Raw genomic sequence first — 22,610 nt, 5'->3', positions numbered from 1 at the left:
GAGAGAGGCCTGACCACAGTCCTGGGGAAACGTTTTGATGCCTCAAGGCTCTATGTGGGCAGGTTTGCCATCAGGATTCAACACGCCATTGGTGTTGGGCAGGATGGGGGCTGGCACCAAGGGGTTGTCAGGCAAAAGCGCCCCTGTGCTGGGAAGGTCCTTGCGCGACCATCCGCCACCCAGGTCAGTGATGAGCTTGAGCTCCGCCTGGTAACGTTGATTCTGTACCCCAAGGGCATTCTGCGCGTAGGAAAGCGCAGCCTGCTGCGCACTGATAACCGTGGTGTAGATTTGGGTGCCCGCCATGTATTCATTCATGGCCACCCGCACCGCCTGGTTGGCTGTGGTGAGGGCGTCATTCACCTTCTCTTTCTGCTCCCCCAGGTAACGCAGGTTGGAGAGCTGGTCTTCTGTATCCTGAAGGGCGCTCAAAACGGTTTGGCGGTAATTGGCCACGGCATCATCATAATCGGCCACGGCGCTTCTGACGGCGGCAGCGCGTGAACCGCCCTCGAAAATGGTCTCCGTTGCGCCAGCACCCAGGCTCCAAGTCAACATGCCGATGTCGAAAAGTGACATCAGGGGATTGCCAGCATAGCCATAATTGGCCGTCAGGGTGATTTGCGGGTAGAAGGCGCCAATTTCATAACCGATCTCTGCATTCATGGAGGCCATGTTGCGTTCAGCCTGGGCGATGTCAGGGCGGCGCTCCAACAAAGTAGAGGGAAGGGCCACAGGGGGTGGCGGCAATGTGTTGGGCAATGGGTCATGGGGGAGGTGAAGCCAGGCTGGCGGCTTGCCCACCAGAACGGCGATAGCGTGTTCATACTGGGCGCGCGCCACATGGGCATTGGCGTAGCTGGCCTGGGTGGACTGGTACTGGTACTGCGCCTGAAGCACGCTTGCAGGGTCTGTGACGCCTGCCTTCATTTGGTTTTCAAGGATGTGCAGATTTTCTGCATAGAGCTTCACATTGCGCCCGTAGAGGTCAATCAAGCTGTCCTGGTAGCGCATGGAAAAGTAGTCCTCCGCCAGCTGAAGCTCATAGGAAAGCTTCATGTTGGCGACCAACGCGGCGTCAGCCTGGGTGCTGCGTATCTGTTCCTGGATCTGCCGCCGCACTGTGCCCCACACGTCCACTGTCCAGCTGGCTGTTGGCATGGTTGTCCAGGAATTATGGGGCGGGGGGTTGTGATTGCCGCCAGCACCGTAATAGCCGGTTGAACCACCTGTGGCGCTGTTGGTTGAACCTGTGCCGTGCATGGTGCGGCCAAAGCTGAACTTGCCGTTCAAAGTGGGGTAGAGCTGGGCTGCCACGGAATCAATCATGGCGGCGGCCTTGCGGTACTGAGCTTCGTATTCCTTCAAGCTTTGGTTGGAGGTGGCCACCATTCCCTCCAACTGGTTGAGTTGGGGGTCACGGAAAATCGTCCACCAGTCCCCTTTGGGGAATTGGGCCATGTCGGGTGCTGCCTTCACCCAGCCTGGGGGCATTTTGCCAGCTTTGAAGGGTGATTCGCCAAAGCGGGCAGAAATGATGGGTTTGGGAGGGTGGTAGCTTGGCCCAACCATGCAACCAGCCAACCCAATCAGACCTGCAATGGCAAGAATGGCGGCGCTTTGGGAAGCGGTCACTTTACTCATGGCGTGGCTCCTTGGGGGGTTGGGTTGCGGCCTTCAAAACGGCAGAGGCAGAGATAAACGGCAGGGGTAGTGTACAAGGTCAAAAGCTGGCTCAACCCAAGCCCCCCTAGAATGGCCAGACCAAGGGGGCGGCGCATCTCAGCGCCATAGCCACTGGAAAGAAGCAGGGGCACCGCCCCGAGGGCCGCTGCGGCTGTCGTCATGATGATGGGTCTGAAGCGCAGATGGCTTGCCTGCGTGATGGCAGCGTAAGGGCTGGCGCCACCGCGGCGCGCCAGGATGGCGAAGTCGATCAACATGATGGCGTTTTTCTTCACGATGCCAATCAGCAGGATAATGCCAATCAGGGTCAGCAGGGAAAAGGCCTGCCCACAGAGGAAAACAGCCAGCAAGGCCCCCACCCCAGCCGATGGCAGGGTGGAGAGGATGGTCAGTGGCTGCAGGAAGCTTTCATAGAGAATGCCCAGCACAATGTAGACAGCCACAACGGCTGCCAAGATAAGCAAAGGTTCCCGCGAGGCCGTTTGCTGAAGCTGGGCCGCTGATCCAGCCCAGGCTCCCTGGATGTCGTGAGGCATGCCGATGGTGGCCATGCATGTGTCAACCGCTGCCACGGCCTGGCTCATGGCGGTGCCAGGGGCCAGGTTGAAGGACAACGTTACAGCCACGGACTGCCCTTGGTGGTTCACCGCCAGGGGGGTGTTTTGAAGGACAAGGGGGCCTGTCTGCATAAGCGGCACCATGGTTTCACGCGCGGTGGTCACAGCTGCACCATTGGAGGAGGTCTTGCCGCCAGCCAGGGCGTTGGCTTGGCTGTTGAGGTAGGAAAGGGTGCTTTGGTTGATGACTGACGAGGAGCTGTCCGCTTTACGCACGCGGATGTTGTTGGAGGCGGTGGCGCCTGCTGAAGTGCCGCCTGAAGCGCTGACCCACACCTCTTTGAGGAAGGAGGCGTTCTGCCAATAGCGGGGGGAGGCCTCCATGATGACGCGGTATTGGTTGAGGGGACGGTAAATGACAGAAGCCGTGCGCTGGCTGAAAGCGTCGTTGAGGACGTTGCTGATGAGCTGGGGGGTGATTTGATAGCGTGCCTCAAGGTCACGATTGATGTTGAGGGTGATGCCGCGCCCGTCCTGCTCCAGGTCTGAGTTGACGTCGCGCAGCCCTGGCAGTTTCGAGAGCGCCTTCACCAGGCGCGGCGTCCATTCATAGAGTTCCTCCGCGTTAGGGCCCTGCAGGGCGTATTGCACGGCGCCGTCCGTGGAGCGTGCGCCGCCGCCAATCATGGAGGGAACGTGCAAGCGCAGGCTTAGTCCCGCTTGGCCTTGGAACATGGCGTTGAGGTGGTCGATGATGCGCGCCAATGATTCAGTGCGCTTTTCCAGTGGCACCAATGTGACGAACAGATTAACGGCGTTGGATGAACGCCCCCCAAGACCACCGATGACGCTGACCACATTGGGGTTCTGCTTAATGCGGATTTCGGCTGCGCGCGCCATGACCTGCAGCGCATGGAAAGAGACTGTCTCATCAGCCACCAGCCGCCCCATGACCATGCCGTTGTCCTCCTGGGGGAATAGCTCCTTAGGCACGATCATGAACAGGAAACCCGCCAGGACAAGCGTGGCTGGTAAGGTGGCGACCAGCCAGCCCTTGTGGCGCAGAGCGGCTGCCAGGGAGCGGCTATAGGCATGGGTGAGCCTGTCTTGCCAAAGGGCCATCCGGGCCCCCGCCCTGTCCCACCAGCGCCGCAGCGCGCTTGGCGTTGGCCCTTCCCCAGGTTTTGGCATGGGGCGCAGGAATGTGGCGCACAGCATGGGGGTGAGGGTAAGCGACAGCAGCATGGAGACGCAGAGCGAAATAACCAGCGTCATGGCGAATTCATGGAAGAACTGCCCTGCAATGCCGTCCATCAGCAAAATGGGCAGGAACACCACGATGAGCGACAGCGTGATGGAGCAGACGGTGAAGGCGACTTCCCCTGCCCCCTCGATGGCTGCCTGCTGAGGGGGGTGGCCGTTCTCCAGAAAGCGGGTGATGTTCTCCAGCACAACGATGGCATCATCCACCACAAAACCCGTTGCGATGGTCAGCGCCATGAGTGAAAGGGTGTCGAGCTGGTAGCCCAGGACGTCCATCGCGCCGAAGGCAGAGACGATGGAGACGGGCACCACAATGGCCGGCACAATGACGGTGGTGAGGTTGTGCAGGAACAGCAGCACCACCAGCACCACCAGCACAATGGCCAGGATGAGGGTGAACTCCGTGTCCGTCAGGGCGGCGCGGACAGAGCGCGACATGTCCAGCACAACGTTCATGTTGACGTCTGGCGGCAGATCTTGGCGCAGCTGGGGAAGGCGTTCGCGCAGGCGGTCTGTGGTGGCGATGAGGTTGGCGCCAGCTTGTGAGAACACGATGCAGATGATGTCAGGGTCACCATTGACGTAGCCTGCCTGGCGCAGGTCCTCCGGCCCGTTGACGACCTTGGCTACCTCGCTGAGGCGCACAGGCCTGTTCTGGCGGTAGGCGATGACGATGTCGCGGTAGTCAAGCGGCGTCAGAGCCTGGTCGTTGGTTTCCAGGATGAAGCGTTCCAACCCCTGGTCGATGAAGCCTTTAGGGGTGTGGGCATTGGTGGAGGCAAGCGCTGCGCGGACGTCCTCAAACCCGATGCCGTAGCTGAACAGGCGCAGCGGGTTCATCTCCACGCGCACAGCAGGCAGGGAGCTGCCGTGGAGGTCCACCATGCCAACACCTTCAACCGAAGCAAGGTCTGGCATGACGATGTTAGAAGCCAGGTCGTAGAGGAACGGTGGCGTGCGGCGTTTGGAGGTCAGCGTCAGGATTTGGACGGGGGGGCCGTTCGAATTGGCCTTGTGGTAAGTGGGATTGGTTTTGAGGCTTGTGGGCAAATCCTGGCGGGAGGCCATGATGGCAGCCTGGACGTCACGCGCGGCACCGTTGATGTCACGGTTCAGGTCAAACTGAAGCATGATGCGCGTCTGGTTGACGGTGGAGGTGGAGGTGATCTCCCGCAAGCCTGCAATCATGCCCAAATGCCGTTCAAGCGGGGCGGCAACAGTGGAGGCGATCTCCGAAGGCGAGCCACCTGGCTGGGTAGCCTGCACCATGATGACGGGGAAATCGACATTAGGCAGGTCGGCCACAGGCAGTTCGTAGAAGCCCAGCAAGCCGCACAGGAACAGCGCCACCGTCATCAGAGTGGTGCCGATAGGCCGTTCAACAAAGAAACGGACGATGTTCAAAGCGTTTTTCCTGGCGTGGGATGGGCAGCGGCCCCCTGGCCCTGGTGAGAGGGGGTGGGCTTGAGGCCAAGGGCTTTGCGGGCGGCGCGCAGGAAGCGTTCCATGTAAAGGTAGACCACAGGGGTGGTGAATAATGTCAGCACCTGGCTGAACATCAGCCCGCAGATAATGGCCACGCCCAAAGGCTTGCGCAGGGCGGAACCAGCTCCACTGCCAATCATCAAAGGCACGGCCCCGAACAGCGCTGCAAGCGTTGTCATCAGGATGGGCCTGAAGCGCAGCAAGGCCGCCTGGGTGATGGACTGCAGGGGGCTCATGCCTTCTTCACGCTCCGCTTGGAGGGCGAAGTCGATCATCATGATGGCGTTCTTCTTCACAATGCCAATTAGCAGGACGATCCCAATGATGCCCATAACGTCGAGGGGCATGTCGAAGGCCTCCAGCCCCAGAAGGGCGCCAATGCCTGCTGACGGCAGGGTGGAGAGGATAGTGATGGGGTGGACGTAGCTCTCATAGAGAATGCCCAGCACCAGGTAGACAGCCACCAAGGCGATCACGACCAGGGCAAGTTCATGGCCCAGCGAGGTCTGGAAGGCCGCTGCCGTCCCTTGAAAGGACATATGGAAGTTCTGGGGCAGGTGGATGTTGCTCTGCACAGTCGTCACGGCTTTGATGGCTTCCCCCAGCGAATGCCCCGCCGCCACGGAGAAGGAGAGCAGCGTGGCGGGAAACTGGGCGTAGTGCGAAATCATCAGCGCGCTGGGTTGCCTGATGAGGGCCGCCACCTGCGTGAGCGGCACCAAGCCTGATGTGGGTTGGCGCGCGTCCCCCGTGCTGCTTTGGCCAGCATTGCCCGTAATGCCTGGCAGGTAGAGCTGGTAGAGGTCATCAAGGGAGCGCTGCAGGTGGGGAGCGGCTTCCAGAATGACGCGGTACTGGTTGGACTGGGTGTAGATGGTTGAGACCTGGCGCTGGCCGTAACCGTCATAAAGCAGGTTATCCAGCGTCTGGGGCGTGATGGAGTAGCGCGCCGCCGTTTGCCGGTCGAGCTTGAGCAGGACGGACTGCCCCCCAGGCGCCAGGTCAGATGTCGCAGCCCCAATGGCAGGCTGGGCCTGGAGAGCCTGCACGAAGCGTGGCGCCCATTGGGTGAAGGCCTTTTGATCTGGGCTTTCCACCACCAGCTGGTAGGGCTCAGCTGAAACAGTGGAGTTGAGCGAAATGTCTTGAACGGGCTGCACATGCAGTGTTGCCCCGGGCACGTCCTTGGCGCATTGGCGCAGGCGCGCCAGGATGGCAGGCAGGCTGCTGGTACGGTGGGCGCGGTCTTTGAGGCTAATTTGAAAACGGCCTGTGTTGATGGTCATGTTCTGACCATCAACCCCAATGAAGGAGGAAAGGGAGGCCACGTCTGGATCCTGGAGGATGGCCCGCCCGATGGCTTCCTGGCGTTTGGCCATGCCCTGGAAGGATATGGTCTCAGGCAGGACGCTGATGCCCTGGACAAGGCCCGTGTCCTGGGTAGGGAAAAAGCCCTTGGGAATCTCCCAAGCCAGGAAACCCGTCAACGCGATGCTTGAAAGCATCACGGCCATGGTCAGAGGCTGGTGGCGCAGAACGACTTCAAGGGAACGTTTGTACCAGGCCAACGTGGCGCCCAGGATGGCGCCATCCTCATTCATGAAGCGCCACCAAAGGCGTTTCAGGTGTGCACGCAGACCTGGTGCTTTGGCTGGCATGGAGGTGCTGTGGGCAGGCTTGAGGATGCGCGCGCACATCATGGGCACCAGCGTGAGGGAAACCAAGGCCGAAATCACAATGGTGATGGCCAGCACCATGGCGAACTCATGGAACAGCCTGCCCATGACGTCACTCATGAAAAGCAGGGGGATCAGCACGGCGATGAGCGAAACCGTCAGGGAGATGATAGTGAAGCCGATTTCAGCTGAACCTTTGAGGGCGGCGGCGAAAGGCTCCATCCCATCGCCAATCAGGCGGGCGATGTTCTCAATTACCACGATGGCGTCATCAACCACGAAGCCGGCCGCGATGGTCAGCGCCATCAAGGACAAATTGTCCATGGAGTAGCCAAGCAAATCCATGACCCCCAGCGTGCCAATCAGCGAAAGGGGCACGGAAAGCGTGGGGATGATGGTGGCAGGCACATTGCGCAGGAACAGGAAGATGACGGCTACCACCAGGAAAACCGCCAGGGCGAGGTCGATCTCCACATCTTCCACAGAAGCGCGGATGGTCACCGTGCGGTCAGCCAGGGGGACGATGTCAATGCCAGGGGGCAGTTCCGTGCGCAGGCGCGGCAGCATGGCTTTGACGTTGTCGGCCACGTCAATCACGTTGGCGCCAGGCTGCTTCTGAATGGACAGAACAAGGCCAGGCTGGCCGTTAGCCCAGGCGGCCAGTTCCGTGTTTTCAGGGCCGTAGGTGACGCTGCCAACGTCCTTGAGGCGCACAGGGCCGTTATTCTGGTAGGCGATGATTTGGTTGGCCAGCATGTCGGGGGAAGTAATCTGCCCCTCCATACGTAGCGTGGTGGCGTATTGGGGCCCGTCAAACGTGCCTGTGGGGGAGTTGACGTTGACTGTGCTGATAATGGTGCGCACGGTGTCAAGCGCAATGCCGTAAGAGGTCAGCTTGGGCACGTTGATCTTGACGCGCAGTGCTTTGCGGTGTCCCCCCTGCAAACTGACGAGGCCAACCCCCGGTATTTCAGAAAGCTTCTGCTGCAGGCGCGTGTTGACGTAATCGGAAACGTCCGTCAGCGGCATCACCTTCGATGTTAGCCCCAGCGTGACCACAGGCGCATCAGCAGGGTTGACCTTGGCGTAGACAGGCGGGGTCGGCAGGTCGCTTGGCAGCAGGGAATTGGCGTTGTTGATGGCCGCCTGCACCTCTTGCTCCGCCACATCCATGGCCATGTTCATGGCAAAGCGTAGCGTGATGACGGAAGCGCCCCCTGAAGACTGGCTCATCATGGCGTCCAGCCCCGGCATCTGCCCAAGCTGCGTCTCAAGGGGGGCGGTGACGGAGGTGCCCATCACGTCCGGGCTGGCGCCTGGGTAGAATGTGGAAACCACAATGGTGGGGTATTCCACATTGGGAAGCGCTGCCACAGGCAGGAAATACCCGCCCAGAAGACCAGATAGCAGCAACGCCACCATCAACAAAATGGTGGCCACGGGGCGTTCAATGAACAGGCGGGAAGGGTTGAAGCCGCTCATGATGTCAAACCAACCTTCTCAGGTTCTTCAATGCCCATGCCCCTTGTGGTGGAGCGGGGGGGAAGGGGGCGCTGGGGCCTTGGCGCTGGTCGGCTGGTTTTGCACATGTTTATCGACAAGCTTCTGCGCAATGGAAAGTGCCGTGGGGGCGATGGTCACCTTAGCCCCTGAACGCAGGTGGTTGATGCCGTCCGTCACCACGCGCGCGCCAGCGTCAATGCCCTTGGTGATGACTGTTTGGCTGTCATTGCTGTAGCCCGTGGCGACGTCAACGGCCTTCACGTGGCCATCAGGTTGCACCACCCACAGGAAAGGCCCGTCAGGCCCCGCTTGGACAGCGATAGTGGGCACAGCCAGAACATGGTGCAGCGTCTTAACCCGCAGGTGGGCGTTGACGAACTCATTGGGAAACAAGACTTCTGGCTTATTAGGGAAAATGCCGCGCATACGGACAGTGCCTGTCGCCGTGTCTATCTGGCTGTCGAGGGCGTTTGTGGTCCCATCAGCGATTTTGCGGCTTTCATCAGCGCTCCAGGCCTCCACGGGCAATGTGGCTTGGTGGCTGATTTCCTGCCAAACGTCAGGCAGGCCATTTTGGGCCAAGGTGAAAATCACCGACATGGGCTGCATTTGGGTGATGATGGCCACGCCGTTGCTCTGCCCAACGGTGACGTAATTGCCCTTGTCCAGCACGCGAATGCCAATGCGCCCGTCAGCTGGGGCGGTGATGTGGCAGTACATGATGTTAAGCTTGGCATTGTAGACGTTGGCTTCATCAGCCGCTACCTGCCCTTGGAGCTGCTGGACGGTGTAGGCCTGGTCACGCGCCAGCATGTCTGAGGTGGAGTGCTCGCGCAGCAGGCGCTGGTAGCGCTGGTTATCGACCTGGGCCTTCACCAGCTGGGCCTTGTCAGCAGCCAGCTGGCCTTCCGCCTGGTGCAATGTGGCCTCATAGGGGCGGGTGTCGATCAGCTCCAGCAGGTCGCCTTTATGAACGCGCTGCCCCTCATGGTAGTAAACCTCCATGATGTAACCGTTGACGCGTGGCGTCACCGTGACATTGTCCACAGGAACGACCGTGCCAAGCAACTTGTAAATCACCGGCATGTCCACCCAGCTTGCCGTGGCCACCGCCACGGGCGCAGGCTGCGTTGGGGTGTGATGGTGGGTTTTGTGGGGAAGCAAGCGCCACACCACCAAGGCGCCCAACAACACAGCCCCCCCTAGCAACAGGCGGCGCCGCCAAGGGCCATGTGATTTGGCGCCCTGGCCGCCATGGAGGGCGCTAGGAGGTGGGGAGTCTTGGCCCAAATCAGGCGCGTTCTGTCCAGGCGGGGTTGGGGACGGGCCTTGGGGGGCGCCATGGGTGGTGGTGTCGGCTGGCGCCAGCATGCCTGTCATAGAAGCTTAGCCCTGTTGCTTGGGTGGTGAAGGGTGACCGTTTGGTCATGACCATGATGCAGAACTGGCATCCATAATGCAAAATCATGGCTGAACCATGTTGGACCCTCCCTTGCGGGCTGTGGTTAGGCCGTGCTTATAACTCCCCCCTTGCAGTGGGGCTGGGGCGGGCTCATATCTGGAACATGGACTGTGCACCAGGAATGGAACACCCCTTCCCACCTTTGGGCACAGCCGCTGAAACTCAGGAGATGAAAAACATGACCGATACTGTTGCTGCTGCCAAAGGCATGGGCAAGGAAGTGGCCGGTGCGGCCAAAAAGGAATTGGGCAAAATGACAGGCGACCACACCTTGGCCGCCAAGGGCCAGTTCGAGGAATTCGCTGGCCACGCTCAGCGTGATTTCGCTGATCTTTACGATCCTGACGAAACCCGCATGGAAGCCACGACCACGTTCATCCAGGAACGCCCCTTTGTTTCCCTGGGCATTGCAGCGTTCATCGGCTTCATCATCGGGCGCTTGCTCCTGCGCCGCCGGGGCTGATTAAGCTGCCTTAATTAAGGCTCAGTTTGAAGGGCTGGGGGCGTTGGCCTTCAGCCCTGCCTGCATGGGGGTGGAACAGCCCCCACAATGATTTAAAAACAATTATACAATAAATGGTTCACATGGTTTCACTTCATGGGCGATCCAGGCACCTGGATTCTCTGAAGTGCTGGCACATTTAAGGGGAGGATGGTGGTTGAGCGCTGTTGAATGGTTTTATGAAAAGAACGGTCAGCCAGCAGGCCCTGTCACGCGCACAGACCTCATCAAGCTTATTTTGTTGCGCCGCATTGGGCCGCAAACACTGGTTTGGCACCCTGAATTCGGCAATGAGTGGCGCCCGGCAGCCTTGGCAGGTCTGATTGGCGCAGGCCCCCTTACAGAAAGCCAGACAGAGCGCGCTGAACAGCGCGCAGGCACTGCCAAATCTGGCTTGAACAGCCTGCCAGGGGTGAAGGGGTTGTCCACCCTAGGGTTAAAAAAGCCTGACGCTACCCCCCTGAACACCCTTTCAGGTAAAGTGGTCCGGGATGTGCCAAGCACATGGGCATGGGTGTTGATGGCCTTGATGGCCCTTGTCACCGTGATCAACCTCCATGATCTGGTTCATGTTTACAGCACGTTGCAGTATGAGCCGTCCTTAGTGTCGCTGCTCATTGGTTTCCTGCTGTTTGTCATCAGGATTGTAGCTGTGCAGCAGGACCGCATGGTGCTGGCGCAACAGGGGGTGAGGCCACCTTCATTGTGGTGGTTTCTGTTTTTGCCAGGGTATTTCTGGGTGCGTGCTAAAGCGCTTGGTGGTCGGGGGCAAGGTTTTTTCTGGGGCTGCGTTGGGTTTTACGCGGTGTATGGTGTGATGGCTTGGCTGTGGGTCTACTCCATTCTGCCCAACCTTGGTGCCAAGGGGGAATCCCAGCAAGAGCAGCAGACCATTTCAGGCCCAGCACCACATTCTGAAAGCCACTGGCCAGCTTTATTGGTCAATCCCTTCAACCACACTCAGGTTGAAAAGGCGCCAAAAGCACAGCTAATGCCTTCAAAACCAGCGCTCCAGCACGAAACTGCTCCAGATGACAAACTTATTGAGCTTTAACCATAAGCGGTTTTAAAACGTTCAACAAAAACCCCCTGCCAGATGCTGGCAGGGGGTTTTACTTACTGAAGTCCACAAGAGTGGTTGGTGCACCTGCTAAGGGGAGCACCTAACCCTCGAACTTCAGGTCAGTTGGCCAGGCTGGCGGTAGGGCTACGGTCCTGAACAACGGCAACGATGGTCTGGTAGAAGTTATGGAACTTCACAGGCTGCGGGATCAGCACAGCGGAACCCTGGCCATCAGCAGGCACGCAGATGGCGGCATCCGGGAAGCTGACACCAGAGAATTTATCCACCGCGCCATCAGGGATGGTGGTGTTGTTGGCTTCCACAGCAGCTGGGAACAGGCCCGTTTTCATGTAGACGCCACCCACCACGACAGGCAGGTTCGGGGCGGGGCAGGCTGGGTTCATGGTCAGGCCAGGCACAGCGGTGAAAGACAGCGTCAGGCCGCTGACGGTGTGGTGCTTGCCCTGAACCAGAACGCTGATGGGCATCTGGTGGCCGATATAGGCTGTCAGGTCACGTGTGCCGTCATAGCGCACAGTGCCGGCCTTTTTCAGCAGCGCCTTCATGGAGACGTTGTCGCGGTTCTGCGTGCTGTTCACCAGCTTAGCGATGTTCTTGGCCAGCGCTGGGGTGTTGGAACGCACAGCATACAGGGCCACGCTCAGGGTGGCGGTGGTCACGCCGTCAGCCACTGCCAGGGAAGCATTGTTAAGCTGGTTGGTGGTGAGGTTGGACATAAGGCCAGGCGCCATGTTGGCCGTGGTGGCCTGGGCATGGGCGCACAGCGGAACAGCCGCCAAAGAAAAGGCGGAGAGGGAGGCGGCTGCCATGCGTGCCAGCTTGCGGGTGATTTCCATGGTGACTTCCTTGCTGCGAAGCAGTTGACGCCCGTGGCGCCAGGTGGCTCCAAAATGAGCGTGAGGGAGACAGAACATTCCCTTTATAAAACAATCCAGTCTCAAAAGACATCATAGCCTGATGAGCGCGGCGCACAAACAGGCATTTCAAGCCCCCTTCCAGCCCATGGGTTAGGGGTGGCACGTTCTTAGCTTGCTTTCAGTGCGAAGGGTGCTTCACTTAAGAGTTATGGTGACAAATTCCCCCTCCCACCGGAACCAGAAAAAGACCCCTAAAGCGGGCCCTGATTTAGCTTGTGAACGGGCAGCTGCCGCTACAAGCCTTGAAGGCGCCCTGATTGTTGGTCTTGATGAAGCAGGCCGCGGGCCTTTGGCTGGGCCTGTGGTGGCAGGCGCTGTGGCTGTGGCGCCCGCTTTGTTGCGGGGCCACGCCCTGCCACCTGCAAAGGCAGCGTTGTGGGAAGGGATTCTGGCGCTGGTCAATGATTCCAAACGCATGAGCGCCCCCAAGCGTGAACACGCCTGCGCCCTGCTGCGGGAGGGCGCGCGGCAAAAGCTGCTTTGGTTTGGTGTGGGTGCAGCCAGTGTGGCTGAAATCGGCAGCCTCAACATTGCCCAGGCCAGCTACAAGGCCATGGGGCGTGCTTTGGCGGCCTTGCTGCGCCAGGCACATGGTGGCTTGGCTGGGGGGAATGAACCGATTTTGGGAGCCTTGTTAGTAGATGGCCTGGTGGCACCCTCCTTTGCAGGCCACGAACAGGTACCTGTCACCGCCTTCAAAGGGGGGGATGGGCGCTGCATCACTATCGCTGCGGCTTCCATCCTGGCCAAGGTAACCCGTGACCGGGCCATGGCCAAGTTGGCCCGCCTGCCCCATTGCGCACCTTATGGGTGGGCACGCAACGCTGCCTACCCCACCAAGGAACATTTGGCAGCCTTGGCGCAATGGGGTGCCACCGCGCACCACCGCCCCACCTTTGCGCCTGTGCGTGCTGCCCTTGCTAGCCAGCATTCCAGGCCTGCCAAAGGGGTACAGCCACTGTGATCCCCACCTCCTTGGAGCCCAGCGCCCTGGAGGTGGACGTGGTGCTGACAGGCAACTGCCTGGAACTCATGAAAGCCCTGCCTGACAGCTGTGTGGACTGCGTGTTTGCAGACCCCCCATACAATCTGCAATTGCGCGGGCAACTGCACCGCCCTGATGAAACCTTGGTCCAGGGTGTGCATGACGATTGGGACTGCTTTGAAGGCTTTGCTGCCTATGACGCTTTCTGTGCCGCCTGGCTGGCGGAGGCGCGGCGTGTTCTCCACCCTGAAGGCACGATGTGGGTCATGGGGTCCTACCACAATGTGTTCCGGGTGGGCACGTTGATGCAGGATTTAGGTTTCTGGCTTCTCAACGACATTGTGTGGCGCAAAACCAACCCTATGCCCAATTTCAGGGGGCGGCGTTTCACCAATGCCCATGAGACGCTCATTTGGGCTGCGCGTCAGGCTGGCAGCCCTTACCGTTTTAATTACCAAGCCATGAAATCGCTTAATGAGGGGCTTCAAATGCGTTCAGACTGGTTCCTGCCCCTGTGCACGGGTAAGGAACGTTTGCGCCAAGGGGATGGAGGGCGGCTTCACCCCACGCAAAAGCCTGAAAGCCTGCTGCAACGAGTTTTGTTGGCTTCCACCCTGCCTGGGGACATTGTTCTGGACCCCTTTGGCGGCACAGGCACCACAGCTGCTGCCGCCAAGCGCATGCGGCGGCATTACATCTTGATGGAACGCAACCCCACCTATGCTAAGGCCGCCAGGCAACGCCTGGAAACAGTGCAGCCTTGGCAGGCTGGGATTTTGAATGTCACCCCTGAACGGCGCCAGCAACCGCGTGTAGCGTTCAGCCATTTTGTGGAGGGGGGACAGGTGCCACCAGGCACCATGCTGCAGGACGCCACCGGGCGCCACCAGGCCATGGTCACAGCGGATGGTTCCCTAGTGGCCCAAGCAACAGGCCAGCGCGGCTCCATTCATCAGCTGGGGCGGGCGCTCTCAGGCCAGGCCAGCTGCAATGGCTGGACATTCTGGCGTCATGAAGTGGCAGGCCAATGGCAGGAGCTGGACACATTGCGCCAGCGCCCAAGCCCTTTGGCGCAAACACCTAAGCCAGAAAGCTGAATTGAGCCGGCCCATTCCAATTCATTTAGCCTAACTTGAAAAAAGCCTTGAGCTTGCCCAAGCAGTCTAAAGCCGTGTCCAAACGGTCCTTGAAGGTGGCGGAAGCTTGGTGAGGGGACAACACAGTATTTTGGAGCATCAGGAAAGCAGGGTTGATGGCAGGTTCATGGTCAAACACGTCAAGCCCAGCCCCTGCCAGCCTGCCCCCTGCCAGGGCAGCGATCAACGCCTGCTCATCAACCAGGGCGCCGCGAGCGATGTTGATAAGGACACCCTGTTCCCCCAGCGCCTCCAGCACTGCACCATTGACGATGCCCCTTGTGGCTGCGGTGGCTGGCATGGCCAACACCAGCACATCCGCCCATTGGGCCAGTTCCAGCAACGTGGCCATGAAAGGGTGGGGGCTTTGGGGAACCTGGTGGCGCTGCCAATAAGCGATGGTCATCTCAGCAGCGGCGGCGCGGCGGGCAATGGCCTGGCCGATATGGCCAAATCCTGCCAAGCCCATTTTGCACCCGCTGAGGCTGGAACCCAGTGGCGGCAACCCTTTGGCCGCCCAATCACCTGAGCGCACCCATTGGTTGTTGAAGACCACCCGGCGTTTGACGGCCAACAGAAGCGCCATGGCCATGTCAGCGACATCATGGGTGATGATGGGCGCGCCTGCCTCCGTCATGACGGCGATGCCGCGCTTATGCGCTTGGGCCATGTCAACTAAATCTGTGCCAACGCCATCCACCGCAATGGCTTGGAGGGCAGGCAAAGCCGCCATGACAGGCCCAGGAAGACCCGGCACAAAGCCAGTGGCCACCGCCTTGATGCCTGGCCCAATCTGCGCGAGCGCCGCCTGGTTGAGGTCGGCCATTTTTTCAAAACGGTGGACAGCAAAAAACTGCCTGAAGGCCTCAACGGCTTTTTCAGGCCAAACAGTGCCTAACAGAAGGAGGCCGGGCTGGCCCTGGGGGTTGGGTATTGGGGTTGTCATGGTCTCTCCCTAGCCCTGGCGGAGGGCGTGATAGGCTTGATGGCATCAGACTTGACGGGACAAGTCATGAAATCCTGACATCAGTGCTTGAAGCCCAGGAACCCGACATCGGGCTGGGGGGTGTCGGTTTCTACAAGGCGTTGACGGCGCTGCTTGGCAAGGGCGGCCATTTCCCGCTGGTGTGCGCGTTCCTCAGCCAGGCGCTGGGCCATGCTCTCGCGCCGTTCCGTGTGGGTGGGGATGAGGTGGTGTTGTTTAGGCGCCGTCAGCACCAGGCGGCCCTCTGGGTCATAGGTGCGCAGCGACAAAAGCAGGAACATGATGTCGTTGCGACCCAAATCAATAGCCATGTCCAGCGGGGTTTGGTCGACCTCGTTTTTAGCTGTCAGGTCAGCGCCACGGCCAACGGCCTCTTTGGCAGCTTGAAGGGCGCCTTTGTTGATGGCGTCAAAAAGGGCTTCAGTCGGGCCAACGTCCATGCGGGCGTGGCTGCTGTCCCCCCCTGCGGCTGCGCCTGGCAAAGCAGAAGGTGGCGCTGCGCTTTTGGCGTCCTTGCGCGCTTCGGCACGTTGCTGGGCTTCGGCTGCATCCTCTTCAGCCTCTGCCTGTTGCCGGCTGCTTTGGGCGTGGACTGGGGTGCTCAAGCCGCCAACCAGAATAAACGCCCCCACTCCCAGCATGGACAGAAGCCCCAAACTCAAAGCAACCCCTTTGAAACCCTGGTGGCGCCGTGAAACGCTGGGGGTGGGTTGAGCCTGCGCTGCAAAGCTTGCTGTTGGCAAAGCGCAGGCTGGGTGGCGGACAGCACGCATCATGAAGGGGTTTCCTGCTGCAGGGGTGGGCATGGTTCCATGTTACTCTGAAGCACGCCGCCATCCCACCCCCAACAGCCCTGCCATCAGCGCCAGCACGGCCCATAGCGGCAAAAGGGCATGCCAGCTGAACTGCCCAGGCAGCATGGCCATACGTCCCCCCACTGGGATGCCCCCTTTGGCGCTACCCTCCAGGAGGGTGGCCTTTCCTGCCCCCCACACGATATGGCCACCCGTTTTGGCAACGAGGGGGCCCAGCACGCCCGCAGTGCTGTGAAGGTCACGGTTTTCCGCCTGATCTTGGCTGGGCAGCCAGGCCGTGGCCGACAAGCCATCAAGCTTCAAGCACCACAGTTCCTCTGGCTCAGTATTGGCAGGGAGCGTCAGCTGACCTGAAAGCACGGTGGCCTGTTCCTGGCCTGCTGGTGGCTGCAGCACAAGGGTGAGATGTTGCCCCTCAGGGCCGTTCACCTGGACTGTAGCCCTTGCTGCTGGCTTCTCCAGCACACGTGTGGCGGCAAGCACCACCTTACCACCAGCGCCGCGCGTCATGGTGGCGGTCAGGCGGTTTTCCTCCAGGGACGGTTCCTTCATCAGCCAGTGGGCCAAACGGTCCAGCAATTGCATTTGGGGTCCTGAACGATCAAGGGGGCGCGACCACAGCCAGCTTTGCCCTGACATCATCATGGCGACCCGACCTTTACCAGCCTGGCCGATGATGAGGGCAGGCTGAGTTGTTCTAGAGTCCCCCTCGCTTGGGGTGGTTGGGAGGTTGCTTTGGGGACGTGCCTCCAGCAGAACCTCACCAGTGGTTTGTAGGGGGCGCATCATGCGGTACCAAGGCCCCCATTGCCCTGCCCCTCCAAGAGCGCTGGTAATGGGGTGGTGGCGCCCGCGTTCAGTGGGCACAATGCTGTACGGCCCCACTTGGGGGGATGGCATGGGTACACCTGGCGCAGGCAGAAGCCGGGCTGGCAACACGCTGGCCAAGGGGGTTTCCTCCAGCGCGCCGCCCTCCAGCTGTTCCGGCCCTGTGGTGACCAGCAACGCACCGCCCCCTTTCACATAATCAGCCATGTTCTGCATATAGGCGTCTGGCAACAGGCCCTGAGTGGCGAAGCGGTCCAGAATGACCAGGTCGAAGCTGCGCAGCTTGTCCTTGAACAGGGTTTTGGTGGGAAAGGGAATCAGCGCTAGTTCTGAAGGCAGGGCGTCATCTTCCATTTCAGGGGCGCGCAGAATGGTGAAATGCACCAAGTCAACTGTAGAGTCGGATTTCAGCAAGCGCCGCCACACGCGCGTTGACTGCTGGGGCGAGCCTGAAACTAACACAACACGCAGGCGGTTGCGCACAGCGACAAGTTTGATGACCCGGTGATTATTGGCGCTCGACACTTCTCCAGGTCGTGGGGAAACGCTGATTTCAACGGGGGTCGTGCCTGCTTTGAGGCCCCCAGGGCCCAAAGGCAACGTTATAGTGGTGGGTTCGCCAGTGCGGCTGTGGGCAACTTCCCTCACGGTGCCGTCTGCCATGCGCAACCGCCAGGTCACAGGTGCACTGGTAGTTGCACCATGATCATCAGCGCGCGCCGTCAATGTGGCCTTCTCACCTGCCACCACATAGGGAGGAAGGCCTGTCAGAGTCAGGCTACGGTCTGTCTCTCCCTTCTGCCCTGCCACAATCAGCGATAGGGGGGCAGCAGGGCTGGTGGCCAAGGACAGGGCGCTTTGGGGGGTAGCGTCCGTTGCTTGGCCATCGCTCACGATGACACTGGCAGCCAAATCTGGCCAGCGTTGAACTTGCGCTAACGCAGGCAGCAGCTTGGTGCTCGGCCCTTCAGCGCCGAATGGCACCACACGCACCGTGACGTCAGCCAAGCTACGTGCACTGGCTTGCAGGCTGGCGACCGCTTTGCGCGCTTGCTGGCGGCGCTGCCCCAGCGCCATGGAGGGTGACTGATCCACGAGAACCGCCACAGTCCGCGGGCGCACCCCTTTGAGGGGGGTGCTGATGCCAGGTCCAGCCAGCCAAAGCAGCCCCACCCCCAGGGCCAAAGCCACCGGAAGGGTGCCGCGCTGGCGTTGCACCAACCCAAGCAGCGCCAGGCTGGCTGCACAGGCGCCAAGGGTGCCAATCACCCACCAAGGCATGGAGGGATGCCACACCAAATGGGGCAGCGGGTGGGGCATTACCGTGAAGATGGCCTTGGAGGCTTCATGCCCCCCTGAAAGGAGGTTGGTCATGGCGTATCCTCGCTTTCCCCATCATTCTCATTATCAAGGCCAGGCGCCTGGCCTGTGGAGCCTGGGCTACCGTCTTTGGCCCCCCCCTGACCAGGGAGTTGCTGCAGAAGCTTGGGGTAGCGTCTCTGGTCATCCTTGTAGGTGCCTGTCAAAGCGTAGATCACCAGGTTCAACCCAAAATGCTGCGCTTGGCGGCGCTGGTCCTCCCCCCCTGGTTCCACCGCCATGATGGGGTTGCCCTGCTTGTCCATGGCCCAGGCGCGCGCCCAATCACCGTTGCCAATCAGGATGGGGGTGACTTGTTCGCCCTCGCTATCCTCATCGCCGCCATCAGTGCCTTGGTTGAGGGTTGGCTGGTTCTCTGTGCCCTTGGGAGTGCCCAGATGCCCTGTTGCCTGCGCCCCCACACCGAGCACAGGCTGGGCAGGGGCGCGGCCAGGGTAGCCGTGAAGGATATAGAAGGTGTGGGCGACAGTGGCCTGGTCCGTTAAGGGCAGCAGAGTGGGCAGGGTCACCCCCTCCAGCGCCCTGTTTTGGGCATGTTCAGCGCTGGTAGCGCTGGTAGCGGCATTAGTTAGCGTGCCAGCGCCCATGCGGTCCACCAGCACCATGCCTCCACGCTGCATGTAAAGGCTGATTTTTTGGGCGCGCGCCCCGTCAGCATGGGCATTGGGCAGGATGGGCCAGTAAATCAAAGGGTAGAAACCCAGATCGTCACGGTTGAGGTCAAGTTTGATGGGCGCTCCCAAATGGGGGTTGCTGCGTTGGTTGACGTAATCAGTCAGGCTTTTCATGCCGGCGGCGATCTGATCATCTGTTTCCTGGTCGCCAGTGGGCAACCACGCCAAACGGGTTTCAAGGGTGTTGTGCCAATCGCTTTCAGCGCTTTGGGCCGGAGTGGGCGCCCCCTTTTGCCCTGCGCCAAGGGCTGGTCCTGCCCAAGCGTGGCTGGCTGCCCCCAAACCACTGGCCAGCATGAGGACAGAAAGCCCAGCTTTGCCCGTGAGGCGTTTCCACCAAGCTCTCTTGAGGCTTTGTGCCAGCAAAATGGCTTGTGCCAGCATCAACAGCCCAAGACCGCAGGTCATCAAAATGGGGCCGAGGGCATGGGGGGTAATTGGCCCCACAGGCCTGGCCAAGATCCCTAAAGGTTTTTCAACAGCCAGGGCTGCGCGGTCTGGCGTCAGCATAGGGGCAAGGTTAAGGGCACGCATGAAACCGCCAGGGCGCCCATAAAGCCCTGCTGGGTGGAGCGCGCTGACGGGTATGGGGCTTGCATGATCATCGTCAGGCAGGGGTAGAACGTCAGGCCCTGCTATCGTCAAGCTGCCTTGTGGCGTGAGCACCCGCCAGGGCGGCAATCCTGTCTGGTTCCCCTCACCAGCACCACCTGTGGAAGGCTGGGTCACAAGGCCATTTTGGGCAGGGTGGTTGGGGCTGTGCGCGTCAGCGCGCTGGGCCAGACGTTCAAGCATGGCTGGCCATAGGCCCGCCAAAGGAAGTGTTGTCCAATTGGCCAGGGGGGCTGTGTGGAAGAACACAACTTCCCCCTTTCCTTCCCGGCGGGCCGTGACCAAGGGCGTGCCGTCCTCAAGGCTGGCCCAGACATGGTCGTTCAGCGTTGCTGTGGGGCGTGCCAGGATCTGGCGTTCTACTGTAACGTCTTGGGGAACAGCCAAACCAGCGAAAGGTCCCTGGGCAGGAAAGGAGGCCAAATGGGGTGGTTTGGTAAGTGAAAGCGGACCGCCAAGCTGACGTGTTCCCCCCAGCAGGGGCACAGAAAGGGTTTCATCAAGGGAGGGTGAGTTATCAATCCCTGGGTTTTCAGAGCTGGTACCATCATCACGGCTGTCAAGGCTGGAGCGTCCTGCCACCGGCCCTGCAAAGCGCACTAAAGTCCCCCCTTGCCTGACCCAGGCCATAAGGCCTGCCTTGGCGCGCTGTTCATCAGGTTCTGAAGGGTGGCTGGAGAGGGCGGGCAGTGTGCCGTCTGGCGCATAGACCAGGCTGATGGCGCGCAAAGCTGGTGGCACTGGGCTGCTGGGATTGGGACTTTCAAGTTGGTGCAGGGTAAGGGTGGCCAGAGATTGGCCATGCAGGGCGCTGCCTTGCTGCAAGAACCAGCCTGCCCCCGTCAGCGCTTGAGCATCATGAGGGCCCATCAGCACCGCCGCTGTGCTGCGGCCATGAACGGCAGTAGCCAACAAGTGCCAGGCGGCAGGCCCTGGCAAGGCTGCGGCACTGCCAGCGCGTGCTGATGTTGGAGGGTTCAAAGCAAACGCCCCCACTGCTCCATCAAGGGCTCCATCAAGGGGGACAGTCATGGCTGTTGCCGCTTTGCCTGCTGGCAGCTTCCAGCTTGCTAACATGCTGAAGTTATCAGAACGCTGGGATGGCGTTGGGGTATTCAGCCCATAAGCGCTGAGGGCTAAAGGGGCAGGCGTGGCGCAGTTCTGGGCGAAAAGAACCTTGGCCTGCCAGGCTACGCCAGCTTGCGCAGAGGGTTGGCTTCGCGCATTGGGGGGGCGCATGTCCAGCCACACGGGCAGGCAGGGGTCCCATCGCATGTCCCTCCGTTGGCGCGCAGGCTTCAAGGCAGCTTCCAAAGCGGCTTCGCCACCTTGGTTGATGCCGTCTGAAAGCACCCACACATCCGCACCTGCAAGGGCTTGGCGGAGCTGTTCATTGTCGCGCAGCTGCTTGGCCGTGGATTGGCGGTCAACAGGCCAAGGGCGGGGTGTCAGGCTAGCTAGCGCGCTGGCCAGAGCATCACGCAGGTCAGCGTCCGCCTGATTGGGGGCGCCCAGCATGAAGGGCGCTTTCATGCGGCCATCTGGCTGGGGGGCTGTGGTCAGGATGGCCAGCGTTGTGTTGGCCCCTTCAGATCTCTGAGCAAGCCATTGCTGCCCTAGGGTGGTGGCACTGTCGAGGCGTTGGGCCCAATTGGGAAGGCTGGCCCAGCCATTGTCAATCAACATGACCATGTTGCGCCCGCCCCCAGCCAGGGCTGCTGCCATGGCGGCACTTGAGGGAGGCCGCCATTCAGGACCAGCCAACCCTAGAACCACGCAGCCTAAAGCAGCGCAGCGCAAAGCGAGCAGCCACCAGGGTGTTTTAGCGTTGGTGCTGTTTGTGCGCTTCAGCTGGTGCAACAGGCGCACGCTTGGAAAAACCTGCTTGCGTGGCGCTGGGGGTGTCAGGCGGCTCAACCACCAGGTGGCAGGCAACAAAGCCAAACCCCCCAGCAAAGCTGGATGAGCCCATGCCAAACCACCCCCCGTGCTTAAAAGAGTTGTCGCCCCCATCAACTAACCTTCCCTTTTCCCTGTTGGCCCAGCCACGCCTGCACCTTTAAAAGAGCTGGCAACAGGGGAAGAGCCGTGGATTGAATAACAAATTGAACCCCAGCCGCTTTGGCCTGGGCAGCCTGGTCCGCTAAATGGCGCTTCATCAATGCCTGGTAAGCGGCCGCTTCCTGCTCCACGGAAGGCAGCAGAAGGCTTTCTTCTCCAGCCTGCCCTTCCTCCAAGGAAAGCATCCTGGTTGTGCCTTGCCAGGGTAAGGCGCGCTCGGCAGGGTCGAGAACGCATAGGAAAGTGACTTTCCCTGGGGCGCGCTGCGCTTGCTGGAGCAGCTGAGCAAAGGCTTGGTCGCCTATCATGAAATCGCTGACCAGAAGGCGTGCCCCCTGCCCTGCCCAAAAAGCGGCGTTAGGCTGGTTGGCTTGGCTGTTGCTTGGTGGCGTGGCCTGCCTCAAATCCTGGCCAAGGCGTTCCAGAAGCCTGGGCGGGGCGCTGCCTGTACCACCAAGCCATAGCCCACTCCCCCCTTTGACGCGTTCGCCGGCACGCAGGGCGGCACTCCCCAAGACTAAGGCGCCCTTCAAGGCCACGGTGGATTTAAGGGGCAGTGTTTCAGCGCTGCGCCAGTTCATGGAGGGGGAACAGTCCACCCACAGCTGAAGGCGGCTGGTGTTCTCCGCCTCACGTTGACGTACGACAAAAGCCCCCTGCCCTGACATGCCCCCAGCCAAGCGCGCTGATTGGCGCCAATCAATGTTCTGGGCGGGTTCTCCCGCCTGGTACGGGCGGAATTGCCAGAAAGCCTCACCATCCCCCTTTTGCCGTTTGCCATGGGGCCCAGCGGTCAGCTGTTTTGAGAGCTGCTCAGCTTCCAGCAAAAGAAGGGGCAGCGCGATGGGCTCTTCCGTGGCATGGGGGGGTGTTACCCCCTGGGGGGCAGATACCCCCTTGGATGGTCTGAACCAATGGCGTAGCCAGCTGCCTGCTTTGCTGGCCAAGCCAGAGGGCGCCTTTCCAGGTGAGGGATGGTGAGGGAATGTCATGATGGCA

Annotated in this window: 14 protein-coding genes; 4 read left to right on the top strand and 10 right to left on the bottom strand. The window is 60.5% G+C overall.

Going from position 1 to position 22,610, the window contains the following annotated elements; all coding sequences use genetic code 11:
- Window positions 1-42 precede the first annotated feature (42 nt).
- The 4 genes from E3E12_RS01780 to E3E12_RS01765 are packed head-to-tail and all read right to left on the bottom strand — an operon-like array spanning window position 43 to window position 9,541.
- Window positions 43-1,644: an efflux transporter outer membrane subunit gene (locus E3E12_RS01780; RefSeq protein ID WP_141442795.1), complete on the bottom strand. Its 1,602-nt coding sequence runs from the start codon at window positions 1,642-1,644 to the stop codon at window positions 43-45.
- Window positions 1,641-4,910, bottom strand: coding sequence for an efflux RND transporter permease subunit (locus E3E12_RS01775; protein WP_141442794.1), 3,270 nt, complete (start codon window positions 4,908-4,910; stop codon window positions 1,641-1,643). Before E3E12_RS01775 ends, E3E12_RS01780 begins: the two co-directional genes overlap by 4 nt.
- Complete coding sequence (locus E3E12_RS01770) at window positions 4,907-8,149, bottom strand: efflux RND transporter permease subunit (RefSeq protein ID WP_141442793.1); 3,243 nt, start codon at window positions 8,147-8,149, stop codon at window positions 4,907-4,909. Before E3E12_RS01770 ends, E3E12_RS01775 begins: the two co-directional genes overlap by 4 nt.
- A 27-nt stretch (window positions 8,150-8,176) precedes the next feature.
- Window positions 8,177-9,541, bottom strand: a complete 1,365-nt coding sequence (locus tag E3E12_RS01765) for an efflux RND transporter periplasmic adaptor subunit (RefSeq protein ID WP_141443994.1) — start codon at window positions 9,539-9,541, stop codon at window positions 8,177-8,179.
- 269 nt (window positions 9,542-9,810) lie between these two features.
- Between E3E12_RS01765 and E3E12_RS08760 the strand changes: the two genes are divergently transcribed.
- Entirely contained in the window at window positions 9,811-10,095 is a 285-nt protein-coding gene (locus E3E12_RS08760) for a CsbD family protein (RefSeq protein WP_168194347.1), read from the top strand.
- Between the two features lie 196 nt (window positions 10,096-10,291).
- Window positions 10,292-11,188, top strand: a complete 897-nt coding sequence (locus E3E12_RS01755; RefSeq protein WP_168194346.1) for a DUF4339 domain-containing protein — start codon at window positions 10,292-10,294, stop codon at window positions 11,186-11,188.
- 128 nt (window positions 11,189-11,316) lie between these two features.
- Here E3E12_RS01755 and E3E12_RS01750 read toward each other — a convergent pair whose 3' ends face one another.
- The gene (locus tag E3E12_RS01750; RefSeq protein ID WP_141442787.1) at window positions 11,317-12,054 is read right to left on the bottom strand and encodes a hypothetical protein; all 738 of its coding nucleotides are present in this window, start codon (window positions 12,052-12,054) and stop codon (window positions 11,317-11,319) included.
- Window positions 12,055-12,283: 229 nt separating this feature from the next.
- On the opposite strand from E3E12_RS01750, the gene E3E12_RS01745 reads away from it, so the two are divergent.
- Both E3E12_RS01745 and E3E12_RS01740 read left to right on the top strand, forming a co-directional pair.
- Complete coding sequence (locus E3E12_RS01745; RefSeq protein ID WP_141442785.1) at window positions 12,284-13,099, top strand: ribonuclease HII; 816 nt, start codon at window positions 12,284-12,286, stop codon at window positions 13,097-13,099.
- Window positions 13,100-13,167: 68 nt separating this feature from the next.
- Complete coding sequence (locus tag E3E12_RS01740) at window positions 13,168-14,217, top strand: site-specific DNA-methyltransferase (RefSeq protein WP_141443993.1); 1,050 nt, start codon at window positions 13,168-13,170, stop codon at window positions 14,215-14,217.
- 25 nt (window positions 14,218-14,242) lie between these two features.
- Here E3E12_RS01740 and E3E12_RS01735 read toward each other — a convergent pair whose 3' ends face one another.
- From E3E12_RS01735 to E3E12_RS01715, 5 genes are all read right to left on the bottom strand, one after another.
- On the bottom strand, window positions 14,243-15,202 hold the full coding sequence (locus tag E3E12_RS01735) for a 2-hydroxyacid dehydrogenase (protein ID WP_141442783.1): 960 nt from the start codon (window positions 15,200-15,202) through the stop codon (window positions 14,243-14,245).
- A gap of 80 nt (window positions 15,203-15,282) precedes the next feature.
- On the bottom strand, window positions 15,283-16,017 hold the full coding sequence (locus tag E3E12_RS09000) for an ankyrin repeat domain-containing protein (RefSeq protein WP_240810537.1): 735 nt from the start codon (window positions 16,015-16,017) through the stop codon (window positions 15,283-15,285).
- Window positions 16,018-16,056: 39 nt separating this feature from the next.
- The gene (locus E3E12_RS01725) at window positions 16,057-18,258 is read right to left on the bottom strand and encodes a hypothetical protein (protein ID WP_141442781.1); all 2,202 of its coding nucleotides are present in this window, start codon (window positions 18,256-18,258) and stop codon (window positions 16,057-16,059) included.
- A complete protein-coding gene (locus E3E12_RS01720; protein WP_141442779.1) occupies window positions 18,255-21,563 on the bottom strand; it encodes a DUF4159 domain-containing protein in 3,309 nt (1,102 codons plus the stop codon). The genes E3E12_RS01725 and E3E12_RS01720 overlap by 4 nt, the downstream gene beginning before the upstream one ends.
- Window positions 21,563-22,558, bottom strand: a complete 996-nt coding sequence (locus E3E12_RS01715; protein ID WP_206338655.1) for a DUF58 domain-containing protein — start codon at window positions 22,556-22,558, stop codon at window positions 21,563-21,565. The genes E3E12_RS01720 and E3E12_RS01715 overlap by 1 nt, the downstream gene beginning before the upstream one ends.
- Between the last annotated feature and the right edge of the window lie 52 nt (window positions 22,559-22,610).

Origin of the sequence: Formicincola oecophyllae, assembly GCF_006542395.2 — a bacterium.
GTDB classification, from domain to species: domain Bacteria; phylum Pseudomonadota; class Alphaproteobacteria; order Acetobacterales; family Acetobacteraceae; genus Formicincola; species Formicincola oecophyllae.
This window is presented reverse-complemented; position numbering and strand designations above follow the sequence as displayed.

Bases quoted from the DNA above. Each gene is read 5' to 3' on its own strand.
- E3E12_RS01740 (WP_141443993.1), top strand. From the start codon at position 13,168: ATGAAAGCCCTGCCTGACAGCTGTGTGGACTGCGTGTTTGCAGACCCC.
- E3E12_RS01725 (WP_141442781.1), bottom strand. From the start codon at position 18,258: ATGACCAACCTCCTTTCAGGGGGGCATGAAGCCTCCAAGGCCATCTTC.
- E3E12_RS09000 (WP_240810537.1), bottom strand. From the start codon at position 16,017: ATGATGCGTGCTGTCCGCCACCCAGCCTGCGCTTTGCCAACAGCAAGC.
- E3E12_RS01720 (WP_141442779.1), bottom strand. From the start codon at position 21,563: ATGGGGGCGACAACTCTTTTAAGCACGGGGGGTGGTTTGGCATGGGCT.
- E3E12_RS01770 (WP_141442793.1), bottom strand. From the start codon at position 8,149: ATGAGCGGCTTCAACCCTTCCCGCCTGTTCATTGAACGCCCCGTGGCC.
- E3E12_RS01765 (WP_141443994.1), bottom strand. From the start codon at position 9,541: ATGCTGGCGCCAGCCGACACCACCACCCATGGCGCCCCCCAAGGCCCG.
- E3E12_RS01745 (WP_141442785.1), top strand. From the start codon at position 12,284: ATGGTGACAAATTCCCCCTCCCACCGGAACCAGAAAAAGACCCCTAAA.
- E3E12_RS01735 (WP_141442783.1), bottom strand. From the start codon at position 15,202: ATGACAACCCCAATACCCAACCCCCAGGGCCAGCCCGGCCTCCTTCTG.
- E3E12_RS08760 (WP_168194347.1), top strand. From the start codon at position 9,811: ATGACCGATACTGTTGCTGCTGCCAAAGGCATGGGCAAGGAAGTGGCC.
- E3E12_RS01750 (WP_141442787.1), bottom strand. From the start codon at position 12,054: ATGGAAATCACCCGCAAGCTGGCACGCATGGCAGCCGCCTCCCTCTCC.
- E3E12_RS01780 (WP_141442795.1), bottom strand. From the start codon at position 1,644: ATGAGTAAAGTGACCGCTTCCCAAAGCGCCGCCATTCTTGCCATTGCA.